The organism is uncultured Nocardioides sp., from assembly GCF_947489365.1.
In the GTDB taxonomy this organism is placed as follows: Bacteria; Actinomycetota; Actinomycetes; order Propionibacteriales; family Nocardioidaceae; genus Nocardioides.
The window spans coordinates 179,629-200,570 of record NZ_CANLDB010000006.1 but is presented as its reverse complement, the minus strand read 5'-3'; the positions used below and the strand labels follow the sequence as shown (position 1 = coordinate 200,570).

16 protein-coding genes are annotated in these 20,942 nt (G+C 73.1%); 13 read left to right on the top strand and 3 right to left on the bottom strand.

Annotated features, from left to right (window positions below; translation table 11 throughout):
- Nucleotides 1–191 precede the first annotated feature (191 nt).
- The 4 genes from Q0858_RS16810 to Q0858_RS16795 all read left to right on the top strand — a co-directional run bounded on the left by Q0858_RS16810 (nucleotide 192) and on the right by Q0858_RS16795 (nucleotide 5,348).
- On the top strand, nucleotides 192–530 hold the full coding sequence (locus Q0858_RS16810; protein WP_299056826.1) for an STAS domain-containing protein: 339 nt from the start codon (nucleotides 192–194) through the stop codon (nucleotides 528–530).
- 160 nt (nucleotides 531–690) lie between these two features.
- Nucleotides 691–3,033: a sodium-translocating pyrophosphatase gene (locus Q0858_RS16805; RefSeq protein WP_299056823.1), complete on the top strand. Its 2,343-nt coding sequence runs from the start codon at nucleotides 691–693 to the stop codon at nucleotides 3,031–3,033.
- 295 nt (nucleotides 3,034–3,328) lie between these two features.
- Complete coding sequence (locus Q0858_RS16800; RefSeq protein ID WP_299056820.1) at nucleotides 3,329–4,816, top strand: methyltransferase; 1,488 nt, start codon at nucleotides 3,329–3,331, stop codon at nucleotides 4,814–4,816.
- A gap of 10 nt (nucleotides 4,817–4,826) precedes the next feature.
- Complete coding sequence (locus tag Q0858_RS16795) at nucleotides 4,827–5,348, top strand: hypothetical protein (RefSeq protein ID WP_299056817.1); 522 nt, start codon at nucleotides 4,827–4,829, stop codon at nucleotides 5,346–5,348.
- Nucleotide 5,349: 1 nt separating this feature from the next.
- Here the strand turns inward: Q0858_RS16795 and Q0858_RS16790 are convergent, their stop codons facing one another.
- Nucleotides 5,350–6,105, bottom strand: coding sequence for a helix-hairpin-helix domain-containing protein (locus Q0858_RS16790; protein ID WP_299056815.1), 756 nt, complete (start codon nucleotides 6,103–6,105; stop codon nucleotides 5,350–5,352).
- A gap of 141 nt (nucleotides 6,106–6,246) precedes the next feature.
- On the opposite strand from Q0858_RS16790, the gene topA reads away from it, so the two are divergent.
- The gene (topA, locus tag Q0858_RS16785) at nucleotides 6,247–9,009 is read left to right on the top strand and encodes a type I DNA topoisomerase (RefSeq protein WP_299056812.1); all 2,763 of its coding nucleotides are present in this window, start codon (nucleotides 6,247–6,249) and stop codon (nucleotides 9,007–9,009) included.
- Between the two features lie 129 nt (nucleotides 9,010–9,138).
- Here the strand turns inward: topA and Q0858_RS16780 are convergent, their stop codons facing one another.
- Nucleotides 9,139–10,182 carry an aldo/keto reductase gene (locus Q0858_RS16780; protein ID WP_299056809.1) on the bottom strand — a complete coding sequence of 348 codons (1,044 nt, stop codon included), beginning with the start codon at nucleotides 10,180–10,182 and terminating at the stop codon, nucleotides 9,139–9,141.
- A 62-nt stretch (nucleotides 10,183–10,244) separates the two neighbouring features.
- Here Q0858_RS16780 and tmk point away from each other — a divergent pair, with 62 nt between their 5' ends.
- From tmk to Q0858_RS16760, 4 genes are all read left to right on the top strand, one after another.
- A complete protein-coding gene (gene tmk, locus Q0858_RS16775) occupies nucleotides 10,245–10,886 on the top strand; it encodes a dTMP kinase (protein WP_299056806.1) in 642 nt (213 codons plus the stop codon).
- Nucleotides 10,883–12,049: a DNA polymerase III subunit delta' gene (locus Q0858_RS16770; protein WP_299056803.1), complete on the top strand. Its 1,167-nt coding sequence runs from the start codon at nucleotides 10,883–10,885 to the stop codon at nucleotides 12,047–12,049. Before tmk ends, Q0858_RS16770 begins: the two co-directional genes overlap by 4 nt.
- 57 nt (nucleotides 12,050–12,106) lie before the next feature.
- Nucleotides 12,107–13,711: an alpha/beta hydrolase gene (locus Q0858_RS16765; RefSeq protein ID WP_299056800.1), complete on the top strand. Its 1,605-nt coding sequence runs from the start codon at nucleotides 12,107–12,109 to the stop codon at nucleotides 13,709–13,711.
- 130 nt (nucleotides 13,712–13,841) lie between these two features.
- Nucleotides 13,842–14,831 (top strand): hypothetical protein, encoded by a 990-nt coding sequence (locus Q0858_RS16760; protein ID WP_299056798.1) that lies wholly within the window; start codon nucleotides 13,842–13,844, stop codon nucleotides 14,829–14,831.
- Nucleotides 14,832–14,889: 58 nt separating this feature from the next.
- On the opposite strand, the gene Q0858_RS16755 is transcribed toward Q0858_RS16760, so the two are convergent.
- A complete protein-coding gene (locus Q0858_RS16755; RefSeq protein ID WP_299056795.1) occupies nucleotides 14,890–15,897 on the bottom strand; it encodes a LacI family DNA-binding transcriptional regulator in 1,008 nt (335 codons plus the stop codon).
- A gap of 135 nt (nucleotides 15,898–16,032) precedes the next feature.
- Between Q0858_RS16755 and Q0858_RS16750 the strand changes: the two genes are divergently transcribed.
- The 4 genes from Q0858_RS16750 to rhaS all read left to right on the top strand — a co-directional run bounded on the left by Q0858_RS16750 (nucleotide 16,033) and on the right by rhaS (nucleotide 20,851).
- Complete coding sequence (locus Q0858_RS16750; RefSeq protein WP_299056794.1) at nucleotides 16,033–17,547, top strand: sugar ABC transporter ATP-binding protein; 1,515 nt, start codon at nucleotides 16,033–16,035, stop codon at nucleotides 17,545–17,547.
- Complete coding sequence (locus Q0858_RS16745) at nucleotides 17,544–18,599, top strand: ABC transporter permease (protein WP_299056792.1); 1,056 nt, start codon at nucleotides 17,544–17,546, stop codon at nucleotides 18,597–18,599. The genes Q0858_RS16750 and Q0858_RS16745 overlap by 4 nt, the downstream gene beginning before the upstream one ends.
- Nucleotides 18,596–19,699, top strand: coding sequence for an ABC transporter permease (locus tag Q0858_RS16740; protein WP_299056790.1), 1,104 nt, complete (start codon nucleotides 18,596–18,598; stop codon nucleotides 19,697–19,699). Before Q0858_RS16745 ends, Q0858_RS16740 begins: the two co-directional genes overlap by 4 nt.
- 102 nt (nucleotides 19,700–19,801) lie before the next feature.
- On the top strand, nucleotides 19,802–20,851 hold the full coding sequence (rhaS, locus tag Q0858_RS16735) for a rhamnose ABC transporter substrate-binding protein (protein ID WP_299056787.1): 1,050 nt from the start codon (nucleotides 19,802–19,804) through the stop codon (nucleotides 20,849–20,851).
- Nucleotides 20,852–20,942 lie beyond the last annotated feature (91 nt).

Below are 20,942 nucleotides of genomic sequence, written 5' to 3'. Positions count from 1 at the left end.
GGCCGGGGACGGGCCGGCGAGGCCGTCGTCCCACGAGGCGGGTCACCCTCGCATACCCCTGCGCCCGGGCCCGGATCCGTGGTTTCATTGTCCCCGGCACTCAGTCCGGGGGGGTTGGTCGCCAACCGTGTCACCGCAAGTCGCTTCCTCGGGCGCACCCCTGACACGACGCCCGTGCGGATGGAGTCCCCGTGGAGCTGACGCTCGAGACCCGCGACCTCGGTGGGCGCACCGTCGTCGTCGTGGGTGGCGAGGTCGACGTCTACACGGCGCCGGAGCTGCGTGACTGCCTCACCGACCTGGTCGGCTCCGGCCACCGTCACCTCGTCGTGGACATGACCGGCGTGGGCTTCCTGGACTCGACCGGCCTCGGCGTGCTCGTCGGCGGGCTGAAGAAGGTCCGCGCCGAGGACGGCAGCCTCGAGCTCGTCTGCAACTCCCAGCGCCTGCTGCGCATCTTCTCGATCACCGGCCTGGCCTCGGTCTTCACGATCCACGACAGCACCGACGCGCTGTCCGCCGCCGGCTGAGCCCTTCTCCTCCTCCGGGGACACGGTGTGCCCCACGTCACACCTCCCGCCGGAGTGTCGGTCCGGCGTGGTTACATGACGCCGTCGTGCGACGTGGGTCACAGACGAGCGCACGCGTCCTGCATGCTGCGCCCGTCGCGCCACCCCCAGGAGGAAGCACATGTCAGCAACCCTCATCTCGGCCTCCTCGGCGGAGAACTCCGCCGTCCAGGTCTCCGGGGGCAACTTCGTCCTCGTGGGGATCGTGGCCGCGATCGCCCTCGTCGCGCTCGTCATGGCGGTCGTCTTCCGTCGTGAGGTGCTGGCGGCGGCCGAGGGCAGCGAGAACATGAAGACGATCGCGCGCGCCGTCCAGGAGGGCGCCAACGCGTACCTCACCCGGCAGTTCCGCACCCTCGCCGTCTTCGCCGCGCTCGCCTTCTTCCTCCTCCTCGCGCTCCCCGCGGACGACGCCGTCATCCGGATCGCCCGCTCGGTGGCGTTCGTGTTCGGGGCCGGCTTCTCGGCCGCGATCGGCTACCTCGGCATGTCGCTGGCGGTGCGCGCCAACCTGCGCGTCGCCGCGGCCGCCGAGAGCCAGGGCCGCGACCCGGCGATGCACATCGGCTTCCGGACCGGCGCCGTGGTCGGCATGGCCACCGTCGGCCTGGGCCTGCTCGGCGCCTCCATCGTCGTGCTGGTCTTCCAGGAGGAGGCCTCGGTCGTGCTGGAGGGCTTCGGCTTCGGTGCCGCGCTGCTCGCGATGTTCATGCGCGTCGGCGGCGGCATCTTCACCAAGGCCGCCGACGTCGGCGCCGACCTGGTCGGCAAGGTCGAGAACAACATCCCCGAGGACGACCCCCGCAACGCCGCCACCATCGCCGACAACGTGGGCGACAACGTGGGCGACTGCGCCGGCATGGCCGCGGACCTCTTCGAGTCGTACGCCGTCACGCTGGTCGCCGCGCTCATCCTCGGCGGCATCGCCTTCGGTGACGCCGGCCTGGTCTTCCCGCTGCTGGTGCCGGCGATCGGCGTCCTGACCGCGATCGCGGGTGTCTACCTCACGAAGCCCCGCGCCGGCGAGAACGGCCTCACCACCATCAACCGGGCCTTCTACATCTCCGCGACGATCGGTGCGATCGGCTCCGCGGTCCTCGCGTTCGTCTACCTGCCGACCAGCTTCGGCGAGCTCTCGAACGTGTCCCAGAGCCCGCTGGACGCGCTCGTGGGCGTCGAGCCCACCGGCAACCCGGCCCTGATCGCCGCCGTCGCCGTCGTGATCGGCGTCGTGCTCGCCGCAGCGATCCTGGCGCTGACCGGCTACTACACCGGCACCGACTTCCGCCCCGTCAAGGACGTCGGCAAGACGTCGCTGACCGGCGCCGCGACCGTCATCCTCTCCGGCCTCTCGGTCGGCTTCGAGTCGGCCGTCTACACGACCCTGGTGATCGGCGCCGCGGTGTTCGGGGCGTTCCTGCTCGGCGCCGGGTCGCTGTCCGTGGCCCTGTTCGCCGTCGCCCTCGCCGGGTGCGGCCTGCTGACCACCGTCGGCGTCATCGTCGCGATGGACACCTTCGGCCCGGTCTCCGACAACGCCCAGGGCATCGCGGAGATGTCCGGCGACGTCAGCGAAGAGGGCGCGCAGATCCTCACCGAGCTCGACGCGGTCGGCAACACCACGAAGGCGATCACCAAGGGCATCGCCATCGCGACCGCCGTTCTCGCGGCGAGCGCCCTGTTCGGCTCCTACATCGGCACGGCGCTCGAGGCGGTCAACGAGGCGAGCCTCGACCAGGCCGAGACCCTCAGCTTCGTCTCCGGGTTCTTCGTCTTCAGCCCCGACGTCCTCGTCGGTGTGCTGATCGGCGTCGCGGTGGTGTTCCTCTTCTCCGGCCTCGCGATCAACGCCGTCGGCCGCGCCGCCGGCGCCGTGGTCATGGAGGTCCGCCGCCAGTTCCGCGACATCCCCGGGATCATGGAGGGCACCGGCCGCCCGGAGTACGGCAAGGTCGTCGACATCGTCACCCGCGACTCGCTGCGCGAGCTGGCCACGCCCGGCATCCTCGCGATCCTGTCCCCGATCGCCGTCGGCTTCGGCCTCGGCGTCGGCGCCCTGGCCGGCTTCCTGGCCGGGGCCATCGGCTCCGGCACGCTCATGGCGGTCTTCCTCGCCAACGCGGGCGGCGCCTGGGACAACGCGAAGAAGCTCGTCGAGGACGGCCACCACGGCGGCAAGGGCTCCCCGGCCCACGAGGCCACGATCATCGGCGACACCGTCGGCGACCCGTTCAAGGACACCGCCGGCCCGGCGATCAACCCGCTGCTCAAGGTGATGAACCTGGTCTCGCTGCTCGTCGTCGGCGCGGTCGTGTCGCTGACGCTCGGCGAGGATGCCAACCGGCCGGTCGCGATCGCGATCTCCCTGGTCGCCACCGCCGGCATCGTGATCGCCGTCGTCCTCTCCAAGCGCCGCTCGTCGGTGATCGGCGAGGAGGCCCCGGAGGCCGCCGCCCGCGCCTGACGCCTCCGGAGGTCGAGGTGCGAGGAGCGCCGGCGACGAGCCACGAGACCCGGTGAGGGGCCCCGCGTCGGGTGCGGGGATCTCGTGGCTCGGCCGTGGCCGGCCTCGCGCCTCGCGCCTCGATCTCCGGTGGCAAGCCCGGAGGTCGAGGTGCGAGGAGCGCCAGCGACGAGCCACGAGACCCGGTGAGGGGCCCCGCGTCGGGTGCGGGGATCTCGTGGTTCGGCCGTGGCCGGCCTCGCGCCTCGATCTCCGATCGGCGTGGTGGGCGCGGTCGCTGGCAGGATCGCTGAGCATGAGCAGCGACCTGCCCCACCGTCTTCGCGAGGCCCTCCTCGCCGCCGACTACACCCACGACCGCGTCGTCGACCTGATCGGCGAGGAGGCCCACCGGGCGCTGGGTCGCAACCAGACCGTCCCGGGCCGTCGTCGTACGACGGGCGGGACGCCGCTCGAGACCCTCGTCCGGCTGTTCCTGCTCCAGGTGGCGGTGCCGCGCAGCGAGGCCGAGCGGGCGCTGGGCGACCTCGTCGACCCGCTCGCCGCGGCGGGCCTGCTGGCCGCCAGCGTCGGGGAGGTCGCCGCGCGCTGGGACTGCCGCCCGTACGCCGTCGGCGCCCCCGACGGCACGCCGCGCGACCACTGGCTGGTGGCCGACCTGACCCCGGGCATGGACGGCCGGCCCCACCGCACCACCACCGACCACGTCCTCGGGGTGAGCTCGGCGTCCACGTCGCTGGCCCAGCTGAGCCTGCGCCACGAGGTGGGGAGCGCCCTCGACCTCGGCACCGGCTGCGGCGTCCAGGCGCTCCACCTCGCGGGGCACGCCGATCGGGTGGTGGCCACCGACGTCAACGACCGGGCGCTGTGGGCGACCCGGTTCAACGTCGCGCTCAACGACCTGCCCGACGGGCAGGTCGAGGTCAGGGACGGCTCCTTCTTCGAGCCGGTCCGCGGCGAGGCGTTCGACCTGATCACGACCAACCCGCCGTTCGTGATCTCCCCGGCGACGGGGGAGCAGCTCGTCTACCGCGACTCCGGCATCCCGGGCGACCGCGTGGTCGAGGACCTCGTCCGGCGGGCGCCGTCCCACCTGCTGCCCGGCGGGACCTGCCAGGTGCTGGCCAACTGGGCCCACGTCGAGGGCCGCGGCTGGGACGAGCGGCTCGGCGCGTGGCTCGACGCCGACTGCGACGCCTTCGTGGTGCAGCGGGAGGTCCTCGACCCGTCGGCGTACGTCGAGGTCTGGCTGGCCGACGCCGGGGTGGTCGGCGAGGAGCGGGACCGGCGCTACGACACCTGGCTGTCCTGGTTCGCCGAGCAGCGCATCACGGGCGTGGGGTTCGGCTGGATCAACCTCCGCACCGCCGGGAGCGGTCGGCGTGAGCTCCTCGACTGGCCGTGGGAGGTGGACCAGCCGATCGCGTCGGCGATCGCCGAGTGGTTCGACGCGCCGGCGTCCGTCGGCCCGGCCGACCGGCTCGTCCGGGGCGCCGACGTGCAGCAGGAGAGCGTCGGGGAGCCCGGGGCGGAGGACCCCGCGACGATCGTCCTGCGCCGGACCTCCGGGCTGCGTCGGGCGCGCCAGGTGGACACCGCGACCGCCGCGATCGTGGGTGCCTGCGACGGCGACCTGACGCTGGGCCGGATCGTGGCGGCCGTCGCGCAGCTCACCGGGCAGGACCCGACGCTGCTCGCCCGGGTGGTGCTCCCGGTGGTCGGCGAGCTGGTCCGGGAGGGCTACCTCACGTCGGTCGAGGACGCCTCAGCCACAAGCGTGTAATGATGTAATCATGATTACCCAGGATGTGCAGGACCGCCTGGAGGGGTGGTTCGCCGGCCGCCTCCCCGAGGCGTGGCAGGACGCCCCGGCGACGATCACGGTCGACCGCGAGGAGATCACCGTCAGCCTCGCGATCGCGGACGTCGGGCTCACCGACGACGCCTCCGACGCCGCGCGCGCCGAGGCGCGCGAGGGCCGGGCGCGCAAGTTCCGCGAGGAGACCCGCGAGGCGCGGATCGAGATCGCCCAGGAGGCCGAGCGCCGCTACGAGCACGCCATCAGCTGGGCGGTGCGCATCGGCGACCACACGGAGACCTGGACGTCGGTCGCCACCCCGGTGATGACCCGGCTCCGGCAGCCGCAGCGCCTGGTCCTCGACACGCTCGTCGAGGCCGGCGTCGCCCGCTCCCGCTCCGACGCGCTCGCCTGGTGCGTGCGCCTCGTCGGGGAGCACGAGGGGGACTGGCTCACCGAGCTGCGCGACGCGATGGCCTCCGTGGCCGACGTGCGCAGCCGCGGCCCGGCGGCCTGACTCAGGCCGGGCGGGACGCCAGCGCCTCCCGCAGCCGCGCGACGGCCACGGGCCCGACCCCGTGGAGGGCGGCGATGTCGTCGAGCGAGCGTGCCTCGACGTCCTCGAGGGTGGTGATGCCCGCGGCGGTCAGGGCCCGCGAGGCGGGGGCGCCGACCTTCGGCAACGGCGTCCCGGCGAGCTCCGGAGGTGCGACGCCCAGCACGGCCGCACCCCGCGGCGAGAGCCGGTAGCCGATGTCGAGGGAGATCGTGAGCCCCTTCTCCTTCAGCTTGCGGACGTCGGTCTTGAACTCCGGGGTCGGCCGCCCGACCATCTCGGCCAGCTCGGGCGCGCGCCGTCCGGGGAACTCGTCGATGAGTCGGAGCGCCTCCCGCGTCCACGCGCCGTACGACGAGGCGCGGTCGAGCCGGTCGAGCTGCGCGCGGAGCTCGGCCAGGCCCGCCTCGTCCGGCACCTGCTCGCGCAGCGCCTCCCGCGGGTCGGCGCCGCCGTACGCGACGCCGACGCGCCACACCGGACCGGGCCGTCCCTCGAGCGCGGCGCGCAGCTCGGCGAGGGAGGCGTGCCCCGCGCGGGTGGCGTCCTCGGCGCGCAGCGAGGCGAGCGGCACCTGCTCCAGCGAGGTCACCTCGACGACGCCGACGCCGGTGCGCAGGCGGGTCCCGACCTTCACCCGTGGGCGCTCCCAGCGCCGGAAGGCGAGGTCCACCACGCCGTCGCGGATGCCTGCGGTGACCGCCGGGCGGAGCATCATGGGCAGCAGTGTGCCCGTGGAGAGCGCGCACGTGGTGATTGACCCTCGCGCTACCGTCACCCCCGTGACCCGCCCGGGCCGTCACCGCCCAGGCCATTCGTCAAGGCGTCACCCCCCGACCCGAGGCAGGAATCAACAGCAGTGACTCACAAGCTCGTGATCGTCGAGTCCCCGACGAAGGCCCAGAAGATCGGTGGGTTCCTCGGCTCGGGCTACGTCGTCGAGTCCTCGGTGGGCCACATCCGCGACCTCCCCCAGAGCGCCGCCGACACCCCGGCGAAGATCAAGGACAAGCCGTGGGGCCGGCTCGCCGTCGACGTCGACAACGGCTTCGAGCCCTACTACGTCGTCCCGGCGCGCTCGAAGGACCAGGTCCGCAAGCTCAAGTCGCTGCTGAAGGACGCCGACGAGGTCTTCCTCGCCACCGACGAGGACCGCGAGGGCGAGGCCATCGCCTGGCACCTCCTCGACGAGCTGAAGCCGAAGGTCCCCGTGCGGCGGATGGTCTTCCACGAGATCACCAAGCCCGCGATCCTCGAGGCCGCCGCGAACCCCCGCGAGCTCGACATGGACCTCGTCGAGGCCCAGGAGGCGCGCCGCATCCTCGACCGCCTCTACGGCTACGAGGTCTCGCCGGTGCTGTGGAAGAAGGTCATGTCCGGCCTGTCCGCGGGCCGCGTGCAGTCCGTCGCGACCCGTCTCGTCGTCGACCGCGAGCGGGAGCGCATGCGCTTCCGGGTGGCGTCGTACTGGGACATCGAGGGCAGCTTCGACGCCGGCCAGTCCCACGACCCGCGCATCTTCGGCGCCCGCCTGCACTCCCTGGACGGCGTCCGCGTCGCCCGCGGCTCCGACTTCGGCACCGACGGCGTCCTGAAGTCCGGCGCGAAGGGCGACGTCGTCCACGTCGACCGCGCCCGCGCCGAGGCGCTGGTCAGCGCGCTCGACGCCACGACGTTCGACGTCCGCTCGGTCGAGTCGAAGCCCTACCGGCGCTCGCCGTACGCCCCGTTCCGGACGACGACGATGCAGCAGGAGGCGAGCCGCAAGCTCGGCATGAGCGCCTCGTCGTCGATGGCGGTCGCCCAGCGGCTGTACGAGAACGGCTTCATCACCTACATGAGGACCGACTCGACCACGCTGTCGAGCGCCGCCGTCGGTGCGGCCCGCGACCAGGTCCGCGAGCTGTACGGCGCCGAGTACGTCCCGGACGCCCCGCGGACCTACGCCAGCAAGGTCAAGAACGCCCAGGAGGCGCACGAGGCGATCCGCCCGTCGGGCGACACGTTCCGCACGCCCGCGCAGACGGGGCTGACCGGCGAGCAGTTCCGCCTCTACGAGCTGATCTGGACCCGGACCGTCGCCTCCCAGATGCGCGACGCCGTCGGCCAGACCGTCACCGTGCGCCTCGGCGGCGCGGCGGCGTCCGGCGAGGACGTCGTCTTCAACGCCAGCGGCCGGGTGCTGACCTTCCACGGCTTCCTCAAGGCGTACGTCGAGTCCTCCGACGACGCCTCCGCCGCCCGCGACGACGACCAGGCCCGCCTGCCCGCCCTCACCGAGGGCGAGCCGCTGACCGCCGCGTCGCTGACCGCGGACGGGCACGAGACGAAGCCGAAGGCGCGCTACACCGAGGCCTCGCTGATCAAGGAGCTCGAGGAGCGGGAGATCGGCCGCCCCTCCACGTACGCCTCGATCATCAAGACCATCGTGGACCGCGGCTACGTCTACAAGAAGGGCACCGCGCTGGTGCCGGCATGGCTGGCGTTCTCGACGATCCGGCTGCTCGAGGAGCACTTCGGCCGGCAGGTCTCCTACGAGTTCACCGCCCAGATGGAGGACGTGCTCGACGAGATCGCGGCGGGCCGCAAGGACCGCAACGACGAGCTGGGCTCCTTCTACTTCGGCGACTCCGAGGTCGCGGGCCTGCAGCGGCTGGTCAACGAGCTCGGCGACATCGACGCCCGGGAGCTGGCGACGTTCCCGGTGACTGGCGACGACGGCGAGGACGTCGGCATCCACCTGCGGGTGGGCCGCTACGGGCCGTACCTGGAGGGGCCGGACGACGAGGGGACGCCGTTCGCCGTCCGCGCGAACGTGCCCGACGACCTCCCGCCCGACGAGCTCACGCTGGTGAAGGCCCGCGAGCTGCTGGCCAACCCCGCCGGCGAGGAGACCCGCCTGGGCCACCACCCGGACACGGGCAACGAGATCGTCGCGAAGAACGGCCGCTACGGGCCGTACGTCACCGAGGTGCTGCCCGAGGACGCCCCGAAGAACGCCAAGCCGCGCACCGGGTCGCTGTTCAAGTCGATGTCGCTCGACACGGTCACCCTCGACGACGCGCTGAAGCTGCTGTCGCTGCCGCGGGTGGTCGGCACCGACCCGAACGACGCCGACGGCGTCGAGATCACCGCGCAGAACGGCCGCTACGGGCCGTACCTGAAGAAGGGCACGGACTCGCGCTCGCTCACCAGCGAGGACCAGCTGCTGACGATCACCCTCGACGAGGCCCTGGCGATCTACGCCCAGCCGAAGCAGCGCGGTCGCGCGGCCGCGGCCCCGCCGCTGAAGGAGCTGGGCAACGACCCGGTCTCGGGTGCCCCGATCGTGCTGAAGTCCGGCCGGTTCGGCGAGTACGTGACCGACGGCGAGTACAACGCCACCCTGCGCAGCGGCGACTCGGTCGAGTCGATCACCCCCGAGCGCGCCGCCGAGCTCATCGCCGAGCGCCGCGCCCGCGGCCCGGCGAAGAAGACGGCCAAGAAGGGCGCGAAGAAGGCGCCCGCGAAGTCCGCGGCCAAGAAGGCGCCGGCGAAGAAGACGGCCGCGAAGAAGACGGCGGCGAAGAAGACGGCGGCGACGAAGACCGCCACCAAGAAGGCCGCCGCCAAGAAGTCCTGACGACGTCGGCCAGCCACCGGTGGTCGAGCAGCCCGCGAGTGCAGCGAGCGCGCGTCGTCGAGACCGTGCGGGCAGGCAGTCGGGGTCTCGACAGGCTCGACCAGCGGTGGTCGAGCCCGTCGAGATCTCTCAGGCCGTGCGGCGGCGCCGCAGGAACGGCTCGGACAGCGCCTTCGGCGTGTAGCCCTCGTCGCCGGGCGAGACGTTGCGGCCGGGGGCGACGATCTCGTCGATCCGGTCCAGGACGTCGGTGCTGAGGCGGACGTCCGCCGCGCCGAGCTGGCTCTCGAGCTGGCTCATGGTGCGGGGGCCGATGATCGGCGCGGTGACGCCGGGGTGCTGCATGACGAACGCCAGCGCGAGGTGGACCATCGGGATCCCGGCGTCCTCGGCGAGCAGGGCGAGCTGCTCGACGGCCTCGAGCTTCGCGGTGTCGGAGAAGAACCCCTCGATCATCTTCGACCGGTTCGTCTCGGGGGCCTCCTGGCCCTTCCGGACCTTGCCGGTCAGCCACCCGCCGGCCAGGGGGCTCCAGGGCAGCACGCCCATGCCGTACTTCTCGGCGACGGGCAGGACGTCGGCCTCGATGCGGCGGTGGAGCAGCGAGTACGGCGGCTGCTCGGTCACGTACCGGCCCAGCCCTCGACGCTCGGCGGTCCACTGCGCCTCGACCACGTGGTGGGCGGGGAAGGTGGAGGAGCCGAAGGCACGGATCTTGCCCTGGCGCTGCAGGTCGGTGAGCGCCGAGAGCGTCTCCTCGTCGGAGGTGAGGTCGTCGGGGCGGTGGACCTGGTAGAGGTCGATCCAGTCGGTGCGGAGCCGCCGCAGGCTGTTCTCGACCTCCTTGATCACCCAGCGCCGCGAGTTGCCCCAGCCGTTGGGGTCGCCGGTCTGGCCCATCGGCACGTCCATCGGCCCGTGGAACTTCGTCGCCAGGATCACCTGGTCGCGGCGGCCCTCGAGGGCCTTGCCGACGATCTCCTCCGACTCGCCCTGCGAGTAGATGTCGGCGGTGTCGACGATGTTGATGCCCGCGTCCAGCGCGGCGTGGATGATGCGGGTGCTCTCGTCGTGGTCGGGCTCGCCCCAGGCCCCGAACATCATCGCGCCGAGGCAGAGCGGGCTGACCTTCATGCCGGTGGGCCCGAGGGGGCGGTAGTCGCTGGTGTCCATGCCGTCCACAGTGCCACCCGCCGGGAGCCCGGCCGTCGGTGTCGCCGACTAGGTTCGTCGTCGTGAGCACGCTGACCCCCACCCCCCGCGGGGTGTTCGTCTGCTTCGAGGGCGGTGAGGGAGCCGGCAAGTCCACGCAGTCGCGGCTGCTCGTCGAGGCCCTGCGCGCGAGCGGCCACGTCGTGCGGCCGACGTACGAGCCGGGCGACACCCCCGTCGGGGCGCGCCTGCGCGAGATCCTGCTCGACCCCGCCACCGGCGACCTCGCACCGCGCACCGAGGCGCTGATCTACGCCGCCGACAAGGCCGAGCACGTCGCGACCGTCGTCGAGCCGGCGCTGGCCCGCGGCGAGGTGGTCGTCACCGACCGGTACGTCGACTCCACGCTCGCCTACCAGGGGGCGGGACGGACCCTCGCCACCGACGAGGTCGAGCACGTCGCGCGGTGGGCGACAGACGACCTGCGCCCCGACCTGACGGTGCTGCTCGACCTCGACCCGACCGCCGGGATGGCCCGCTTCACCGGCCGTGACCGCATCGAGGGGGCGGGGGAGGAGTTCCACGTCCGCGTGCGGCAGGGCTTCCTCGACCTCGCCGCGGCGGACCCCGGCTCCTACCTCGTGCTCGACGCCCGCGCCCCCGTCGAGGAGACCCACGCCGCCGTCCGCGAGCGCGTCGAGGCGCTGCTGGGGGTGGCGCGGTGAGCGTCTGGGACCGTCTCGTCGGCCAGCGCGCCGTGGTCGAGACCCTGCGACCGGTGGTGGCGGGCCGCCAGATGACCCACGCGTGGCTGTTCACCGGTCCGCCCGGGTCCGGGCGGTCCGTGGCCGCTGTCGCCTTCGCCGCGGCGCTGCAGTGCGAGCGCGACCAGGACGGCCGGGACGGCGAGCGGGGCTGCGGGGAGTGCCGGGCCTGCCGCACCGTGCTCGCCGGCAGCCACCCCGACGTGACCCGGGTCCGCACCGCCAAGCTGTCGATCGGCGTCGACGAGATCCGCGAGCTGGTCCGCCGGGCGGCGCTCACCCCCACCGGCCGCGGGTGGCAGGTCATCGTCGTCGAGGACGCCGACCGGCTGACCGAGCGCGCCGTCAACGCCCTGCTCAAGGCGATCGAGGAGCCCGGTGCGAAGACTGTGTGGCTGCTCTGCACGCCGACGGTCGAGGACGTCCTGCCCACCATCCGCTCCCGCTGCCGCCTCGTCACCCTCACCACGCCCGGGCCGGACGCCGTCGCGGAGCACCTCACCGCGACCGAGGGGGTCGACGCCGCGCTCGCGTCGTACGCCGCCCGGGCGAGCCAGGGCCACATCGGCCGGGCCAAGGCGCTCGTCCGCGACGCCGAGACCCGCGCCCGCCGTGACCAGGTCGTGGCCATCCCCGGCCAGCTCACCGGCCTGGGCGCGTGCCTGGCGATGGCCACCCGCCTCGCGGAGTCCGCGAAGGCGGAGGCCGAGGCGATCACCGGCGAGGTCGACGCCCGCGAGCGGGCCGACCTCGACACGTCGTACGGCGTGGTCGAACGGGGTCGCCGTCCCCGTGAGTACGCCCCCGCGGTCGCCGCGCTGGAGAAGGACCAGAGGACCCGCGCCAAGCGGCAGTACCTCGACGTCGTCGACCGTGGGCTGATGGACATCGTCTCCGTCTACCGCGACGCCCTGGCCGTGGCCCTGGGGTCCCCGGCCGCGCTGGTCAACGAGGAGCGGCGCGAGGAGATCGAGCGGCTGGCCGCCTCCGCGCCCCCGCAGGTGCAGCTGCGGCGGATCGACGCGGTCCTGGGCGCGCGGGAGCAGATGCTGGAGTTCAACGTCGGGGTGCAGCTCGCGCTCGAGGCGCTGATGGTCCGCTTGTGGGTACCGGTCCCCGGCTGATCGGACAGACTGGCCGGGCACCCGCCCGGCCCGCACGTCCTCGAGAGGAGCACCCTGGTGCCACGCAACCGCGCCATCGCCCTGGTCATCGTCGGGATCGTGCTCGTCGTCGGGGTCATGGTGCTCGTCGCCTTCCTCGTCGGTGACGAGACCGACCTGGAGCGCAACCAGGACGTCGACAGCGCCCCGGCCGCGACCGACACCGCGTCCGAGGCGGAGGCCGACCCCGGCGCCACCGAGGCCCCCGACCCCGCGCTCGAGCCCTTCTACTCCCAGCAGGTGGAGTGGGAGGAGTGCCCGACGGGGGCGGGCCTGGAGTGCGCCACGATGACCGTCCCGCTCGACTACGCGGAGCCCGAGGGCGAGACCCTCGACCTCGCGCTGCTGCGCAACCCCGCCGACGAGGGGGCCGACCGTGTCGGCTCCCTCGTGGTCAACCCGGGCGGTCCCGGCGCCCCCGGCACGCAGTACGCCGCGGTGTCCGACTTCGTCTTCCGGGCCCCGATCCTCGAGGCGTTCGACATCGTCGGGTTCGACCCGCGCGGCACCGGGTCCAGCTCGCCGGTCGACTGCCTCGACGACGAGCGCCTCGACGCGCTGTACGCCGCCGACCCCGCGCCCGACACCGGCGCCGAGCGGCAGGAGCTGACCGGCCTGTACGACGACCTCGCCGCGGGCTGCGCGGCCGACGGCCCGCTCGCCGAGCACGTCTCGACCCGCGAGGCCGCCCAGGACGTCGACGTCCTCCGCGCGGTCCTGGGCGAGTCGTCGCTGACCTACTTCGGAGCGTCGTACGGCACCAAGCTGGGGGCGACGTACGCCGACGAGTTCCCCGACCGGGTCGGCCGTCTCGTCCTGGACGGCGGCATCGACGTGTCGCTGTCCAGCCGCGAGGTCACCCTGGGCCAGGCCGGTGGCTTCGAGACGGCCCTGACCGCCTACGTGACCGACTGCGTCGACGGCGGCGACTGCTACCTCGGCGACGACGTGGACGCCGGCCTCGACACCGTGGCCGACTTCCTCGCCGACGTCGACGACGAGCCGCTGGCCGTCGGCGACCGCGAGCTGACCGCGGGCACCGCGTTCTACGGCCTCGCGACGCCGCTGTACTCCGAGCAGTCCTGGCCCCAGCTCGACGAGGCGCTCGGCGCCGCCCTCGACGGCGACGGGGCGGGCATGCTCGCCTTCGCCGACGCCTACAGTTCGCGCCAGCCGGACGGCAGCTACGCCGACAACTCCTCCGAGGCCATCTACGCCGTCAACTGCCTCGACGACCCGTACGCCCTGCCCGTCTCGGACGTGCCGGGCGAGGTCGGCGACTTCGAGCGGGTCTCCCCGACCTTCGGCGAGGTCTTCGCCTACTCGCTGTCGTCGTGCCAGGGCTTCCCCGGGGCCGGGCCCGACGCCACCGGCAGCGGCCCCGAGCCCGGCGAGACCATCGCCCAGGGCGCTGAGCCGATCGTCGTCGTCGGCACCACCCGCGACCCGGCGACGCCGTACGAGTGGTCGCAGGCGCTGGCCGACCAGCTCGAGTCCGGGGTGCTCGTCAGTCGCGACGGCGACGGCCACACCGGCTACAACCAGGGCAACGCCTGCGTCGACGACGCGGTCGAGTCGTACCTCGTCGAGGGCACCGTCCCCGACGACGGCCTGGAGTGCTGAGCGCGCCCGCGCGGTAGTTCCTGACGGTTGCGGCCCGGATCCGAGCCGGATCCCGTCCACGACGTCCGGAATGACGTGGGCCTGTGCACGAGCGACGGCGACGGAGCGCGATCTGGCTGACGCTCGGTCCATGTGCCCGCGCCCCGGCCTCCACCGACCCGTCCGGCTCGACCCGGCGGGAGTACGCGGTCCCACCCGGGCCGACGTCCGCGCCGGACGGTGGGTGGGCGTCTGGCGCGGGTGGTTCGTGCCGTCGGACGTCGACCGCGCCTGTCCGGAGCAGCGGGTCCTCGAGGCGTCGGTACTCCTGCCGGCCCGCGGCCCGTCCGCGCTGACGGGGTGGGCGGGTTTGCGGTGGCAGGGTGCGCGCTGGATCGACGGAGTGGGGCGCGGGGGCGTCCCGGACGACGTCGCCCTGGTGACGCGCGGTCGCGACGTCCGCCCTCGACCGGGCATCGAGCTATCGCAGGAACGGCTCACCCCGACCGAGGTCCAGGTCGTCGACGGTGTCCCGATCACCTCGGCGACCCGCAGCGTCTGCTTCGTGCTCCGGCACGCGAGGGACGAGCGGGCGGCCGTCGTCCTCGCCGACATGGCGCTCGCCGCCGGACTGTGTGCCCTCGACGACGTCGCCGCGCACCTCGACACCCTGGCCCGGTGGCCCGGCGTCCCCCTCGCGCGGGCGCGCCTGCCGCTGCTGGCCGACGGCAGCGCCTCGCCGGGCGAGACCCGCATGCGTCTGGTGTGGGAGCTGGACGCAGGCCTCCCGCGCCCGCTGCTGAACGCCCCGATCTTCGACCGCTCCGGACGGCACGTCGCGACGGTGGACCTGCTCGACCCCGTGGCGGGGCTGGTCGGTGAGTACGACGGCGCCGATCACCTCCGCGTCGGGCGGCGGCGTCGGGACCTGCGGCGGGAGAGCGACCTCCGTGCCCTGGGGCTGGAGTACGTGACCATGGTCGGCGGCGACGACCACCGCCGTGCGGCGACGGCCGCCCGCATCCTCGCGGCACACCGCCGGGCCCGGAGTGAGCCGGTCGCGATGAGGAGCTGGACCCTCGAGCAACCGGACTGGTGGCGGCGACGCCACGGACGACCGGTGACGCCGGGTCGATCCTGACGTTCCTTCCCGGATCTCGGGGCAGATCGGGCTCGAACGTCAGGAAGCAGGCGCGCTCTCAGCGCCCCGCGGTGGAGTCGCGGACGACGAGCTCGGGCTCCATGACGGTGTGGACGACGGACGAGGACGGGTCGTCGATGATCTCGAGCAGGCGGGTGGCGGCGGCGCGGCCCATGTCGACCGCGGGCTGGCGCACCGAGGTCAGGGGGATCGCGGCGGAGGCGGCGAAGTCGATGTCGTCGAAGCCGACGATGGCGATGTCGTCGGGGACGGAGAGGCGGGCGCGGGTGAGGGCCTGCAGCACGCCGAGGGCGACGAGGTCGTTGGCGGCGAAGATGGCGTCGGGGCGCTCGCGCCGGGCGAGGTCGAGCAGGCGCTCGGCGCCGTCGCGGCCGGCGGCGGCGTCCATGGTGGCGGTCTCGACGTAGCGCACCTCGCCGGAGCCGTGCGCCTCGACGGCGGCCCGGGCGGCCTCGAGACGGTGGCGGACCTGGTTCAGCCGCGGCGGGCCGCCGACGAAGGCGATCCGGGTACGGCCCAGGCCCAGCAGGTGCTCGGTGGCCAGGCGCCCCCCGCGGCGGTCGTCCACGGTCACCGACGAGAACTCCTTGACCCCGACCCGCCGGTCGACGAGGACGACGGACGTGCCGCGGTCCCGCAGCCGTCGCAGCCGGGCGAGGGTGTCGCCGACCGGGGTGACGAGCAGGCCCGAGACCCGTTGCTCCTCGAACAGGTCGAGGTACGCCGACTCGCGGGTGGGGTCCTGGCCCGAGTTGCCCAGGATGAGCGGTCGGTCGTGGCCCACGAGGCCGTCCTCCACGCCACGGGCCACGTCGGTGAAGAACGGGTTGGCGACGTCGAGCACGACCATGCCCACCGCGCGGTTGGTCCCGCGGCGCAGCTGGTGGGCCGCGGAGTTGCGCACGAAGCCGAGCTCGGCGATCGCGGCGTGGACACGGTCCCGCGTGGCGGGGGAGACCTTGTCGGGGTGGTTCATCGCGTTGGAGACGGTCGCCGGCGAGACCCCCGCGAGGCGGGCCACGTCCCGCACCTGGGCCTCCGGCATGTCGCGGACGTTAACACGATTCAACGCTGATCCCGCCGGGGTCCTTGACGCCGTTGTGATCGCCGTCATAGATTCCCGTCACAGCGTTAAATCGATTCAATCCGCCACGGCGGACCAGCTCAGAACGGAGGTGCCATGCCCTCGCCCACCGCCCCGGCCCTGCGCCTGCACGAGGTGTCGAAGTCCTTCGGCTCCGTCGTCGCCCTGCGCTCGGGCAGCCTGTCCGTCGACGCCGGGTCCATCCACGCCCTGGTGGGGGAGAACGGCGCCGGCAAGTCCACGCTGGTCAAGATCATCGCCGGGCTCTACCGCCGCGACGGCGGCGTCGTCGAGTTCCAGGGCCAGGCCGTCGACTTCCGCTCGACCGCCGAGGCCAAGGCCGCCGGCATCGCCGTGATCTACCAGGAGCCGACGCTCTTCCCCGACCTCTCGGTCACCGAGAACCTCTTCATGGGCCGCCAGCCCACCTCCCGCTGGGGCCGGATCGACCGCCGCGCGATGCGCGCCGAGGCCGAGCGCCTCTTCGCCCGGCTCGGGGTGGACGTCGACCCGGACCGGCCCGCCGATGGCCTGTCGATCGCCGACCAGCAGATCATCGAGATCGCCAAGGCCCTCTCCCTCGACGCCCGCGTCCTCGTCATGGACGAGCCCACCGCGGCGCTGTCGGGCAACGAGGTCGACCGCCTCATGACCGTCGCCCGCACGCTGCGCGACAGCGGCTGCGCGGTCGTCTTCATCTCCCACCGCTTCGACGAGGTCTTCGCGCTCTGCGACACGATCACCGTGATGCGGGACGGCTCCTACGTCTCCACCGACGCGGTCGCCGACGTCACCGTCGAGGAGATCGTCCGCCGCCTGGTCGGCCGCGAGGTCACCGACCTCTACCCCAAGCAGGACGCCGAGATCGGCGAGGTCCTGCTCGAGGTGACCGGCCTGACCCAGCCGGGGCTGTTCACGGACATCGACCTCACCGTCCGCGCCGGCGAGATCGTCGGCCTGGCCGGCCTCGTCGGGGCCGGACGCAGCGAGGTCGCGCAGGCCGTCTTCGGCGTCGACGAGTACGCCGCCGGCGAGGTCCGACTCGGCGGCGAGCGCGTCCCGCCCCGTGACCCGGTCAGGGCCATGGATCTCGGCCTCGCCCTCGTCCCCGAGGACCGGCGCCGCCACGGCCTCGTCCTCGACGCCCCCATCAGCCGCAACATCACTCTCGCGACCCGGGGCCGGCTCTCCCGCGGCGGACTGCTCACCAGCCGGCGGGAGAACGCCACGGCGAAGGAGTGGGCCGCCCGGCTGGAGGTCAAGGCCGCCGCGATGGACACGCTGGCCGGCACCCTCTCGGGCGGCAACCAGCAGAAGGTCGTCCTCGCCAAGTGGCTGTCGACCGCCCCGAAGGTCCTGATCATCGACGAGCCCACCCGCGGCATCGACGTCGGCACCAAGGCCGAGGTCCACCGCCTGCTGTCCAGCCTGGCGGCCGAGGGCATGGGGATCCTCATGATCTCCTCCGAGCTGCCCGAGGTCCTCGGGATGGCCGACCGGGTCGTCGTCCTCTGCGAGGGACGCAAGACCGCGGAGCTCTCCCGCGCCGACGCCACGCCGGAGTCCGTCATGACCGCCGCGACCGCCGCCGGACAGGAGAAGGCCTCGTGACCACCCTCGCCCCCGAGCCGACGAGCCCCGCCCCCCAGGGGCGGAAGCCGTCGTCCGGCCGCGGCAGCAGCCGTCTCGCCACGGTGCTCAAGGCCCGCGAGACCGGCATCCTGCTCGCGCTGATCGCCTTCCTCGCGGTCACCACGGCCATCAACCCGCGGTTCGTCTTCTCCACCGACGGCTTCCGCGACCTGTTCCTGACGCCGAGCATCCTCGTGGTCCTCGCCGTCGGCCAGGCGATGGTGATCATCACCCGCAACGTCGACCTGTCGGTCGGGTCGATCCTGGGGCTGACGGCGTACCTCGCCGGCCGGCTGTTCCTCGACACCGGCCTGCCGATCCTGGTGGTGGTGCTGCTCGCGATCCTGGCGGGCGCCGTCCTCGGTCTCGTGAACGGGCTGCTCGTCGCCTTCGCCCGGGTGCCCGCCCTGGTGATCACCCTCGGCACGCTGTACGTCTACCGCGGCATCTACCTGCAGTGGGCCGGCAGCGACCGCATCAACGCCTCCGACATCCCCGACGGGCTGCTGTCGTTCGGCACCTCGTCCCTCCTCGGGATCCCGCGGCTCGCGATCGTCTCGTTCGTCGTCCTCGCGATCGCGGCGTACTGGATGCGCACCTCCCGCGGCGGACGCGAGCTCTACGCGATCGGCTCCGACCCGGCGGCCGCCACCCTCTACGGCCTGAAGGACAAGCAGCGCATCCTCACCGCGTTCGCCGCCTCCGGGGCGCTCGCCGGTCTCGCCGGGATCCTCTACGTCTCCCGCTACGGCACCATCAGCTCCGGCGTCGGGTTCGGCATCGAGCTCGAGGCCGTCGGCGCCGCCGTCATCGGGGGCGTCGCGATCTTCGGCGGGTCGGGCACGGTCGTCGGCGCCGCCATCGGCGCCTACCTGCTCACGAGCATCGACCGCGGTCTGCCCATCCTCGGCATCCCCGACTTCTGGCAGCGCGCCGTCGTCGGCCTGCTCATCCTCGGCGCGATCGTCCTCGACAAGGTCCTCGCCGAGCGCCAGCACAAGAAGCTCCTCGCAGAGAGGCACCGCTCATGAGCGCCCCCTCCACCCAGGCCGCGCCGAAGACCCCCGCCGGCGCCGGCACGACGACGACCCGCTCGTACGCCGACTCCTCCCGGCCGCTCGCGCTCCGCCTGCTGCTGACCCGCGACGCCGCGGTCCTCGGGCTGCTCGCCGCGGTGGTCGCCTACGCGCTCGTCATGGTGCCGAACTTCGACAGCCAGCTGACGATCTACTTCCTGGTCCTCGACATCGCACCGATCCTGCTGATCGCGCTGCCGATGACGCTGGTGATCGTCACCGGGGAGATCGACCTGTCGGTCGCGAGCATCGTCGCCGTCACCAGCGTGCTGTTCGGCGTGCTCACCCGCGAGGGGGCGCCCATCGCGCTCGCGGCGGTGCTCGCCGTCGTCGCCGGGGCGCTCGCCGGGGCGGTGAACGGCCTGCTCGTCACGAGGCTCGGCCTGCCGTCGCTCGCCGTCACCATCGGCACGCTCGCGCTCTACCGGGGCGTCGCCGTCGGCCTGCTCGGCACGACCGCCATCACCGACTGGCCCGAGACCTGGACCGACGCGGTCACCGCCACCTTCGGGGAGTCCCAGATCCCCGTCATCGTCGTCCCGCTGGCGGTCGCCGCCGTCCTGTTCGGGCTGCTCCTGCACTTCACCTCGTTCGGCCGCGGGCTGTTCGCGATCGGGCTGTCCAGCGAGTCCGCCCGGTTCTCCGGCGTGGACGTCGAGCGCACCAAGCTCCTCGCCTTCGTCCTGACCGGCCTCGTCTCCGGCATCGCCGGCGTCTACTTCACGCTGCGCTACGGCAGCTCCCGCGGCGACAACGCCACCGGCATGGAGCTGCAGGTCATCGCCGCCGTGCTCCTCGGCGGGGTGTCGATCTTCGGCGGCCGCGGGGCGATCCCCGGCGTCCTCGGAGGTGTCCTGCTCATCGGGGTGATCGGCTCCGCCCTGCGCCTCGACGGCCAGAGCGCCAACGTCATCCAGATCGTCACCGGCGTCCTGCTCGTCGCCTCCGTCGTCTCGGCCGCGCTGCTCGGCTGGCTCTCGCGGCGGGTACGACGCCGTCCGCCCACCGCCGCCGAGGCCGCACCGCCCGCCGTCCCCACCGCCGGCGGCATGTAGCCCCGCCCCCGCACGTCTCGGACCGCACCGCCGCACCACCCGCTCGACCCCGCACCCAGACGCCGTCCCGCCGGGACGGAGCAACCGAAAGAGAGAGCACCCATGTCCCACACGACCCAGCGCGGCCCCCGGGCCGGCCTCACGGTCCTCGCGACCCTCACCGCGCTCACGCTGACCCTCAGCGCGTGCGGCTCCGACGGCGGCTCCGACGGCGGCTCCGGCTCGGGTGGCGGCGGCGACGACCTCGCCATCACCTTCATCCCGAAGAACCTCGGGAACCCCTACTTCGACGCCTCCCAGGTCGGCGGCGAGTCCGCGGCCGGCGAGTTCGGCGGCACCTTCGAGCAGGTCGGTCCGACCGAGGCCACCCCCGACAGCCAGGTCAGCTTCATCAACACCGCGACCCAGCAGCAGGCCGGCGCCCTCGTCGTGTCCGCCAACGACCCCGAGGCCATCGGCTCCGCGCTCGAGCAGGCCCGCGACATCGACATCCCGGTCGTGACCATGGACTCCGACACCAACCCGGAGTACCGCGACGTCTTCGTCGCCCAGGCCGACGCCGAGGGCATCGCCCAGGCCCAGGTCGACCTCATCGCCGAGCAGATCGGCGACGAGGGCCAGGTCGCCATCCTCTCCGCGGCCGCCAACGCGACCAACCAGAACGAGTGGATCGAGCTCATGGAGGCCGAGCTCGAGGAGAACCACCCCGACATCGAGCTCGTCGACGTCGTCTACGGCGACGACGACGACCAGAAGTCGTTCGACGAGACCGCCGCGCTGCTGCAGTCCAACCCCGACCTCGCCGGCATCATCTCGCCGACGACCGTCGGCATCGCCGCCGCCGCCCGCTACCTGTCGACGTCGGAGTTCAAGGGCGACGTCGCGCTGACCGGTCTCGGCACCCCGAACCAGATGCGCGAGTACATCGAGGACGGCACCGTCGAGTCCTTCGCCCTGTGGAACCCCGAGGAGCTCGGCTACCTCTCGGCGTACGCCGCCGAGGCGCTGGCCAACGGCGACATCACCGGCGAGGAGGGTGACACTTTCACCGCCGGCGACCTCGGTGAGTACGAGGTCGGCGCCGACGGCGTCGTCGTCCTCGGCGACCCGACCGTGTTCGACGAGTCCAACATCGACGACTTCGATTTCTAGGTCGCAGTCCGCGGTGGTCGCCGCGGCGCACCACCCCTGACCGCCGGGCGCCCGCCCGTCCCCCGTACGGACGGGCGCCCGGCGACCCACC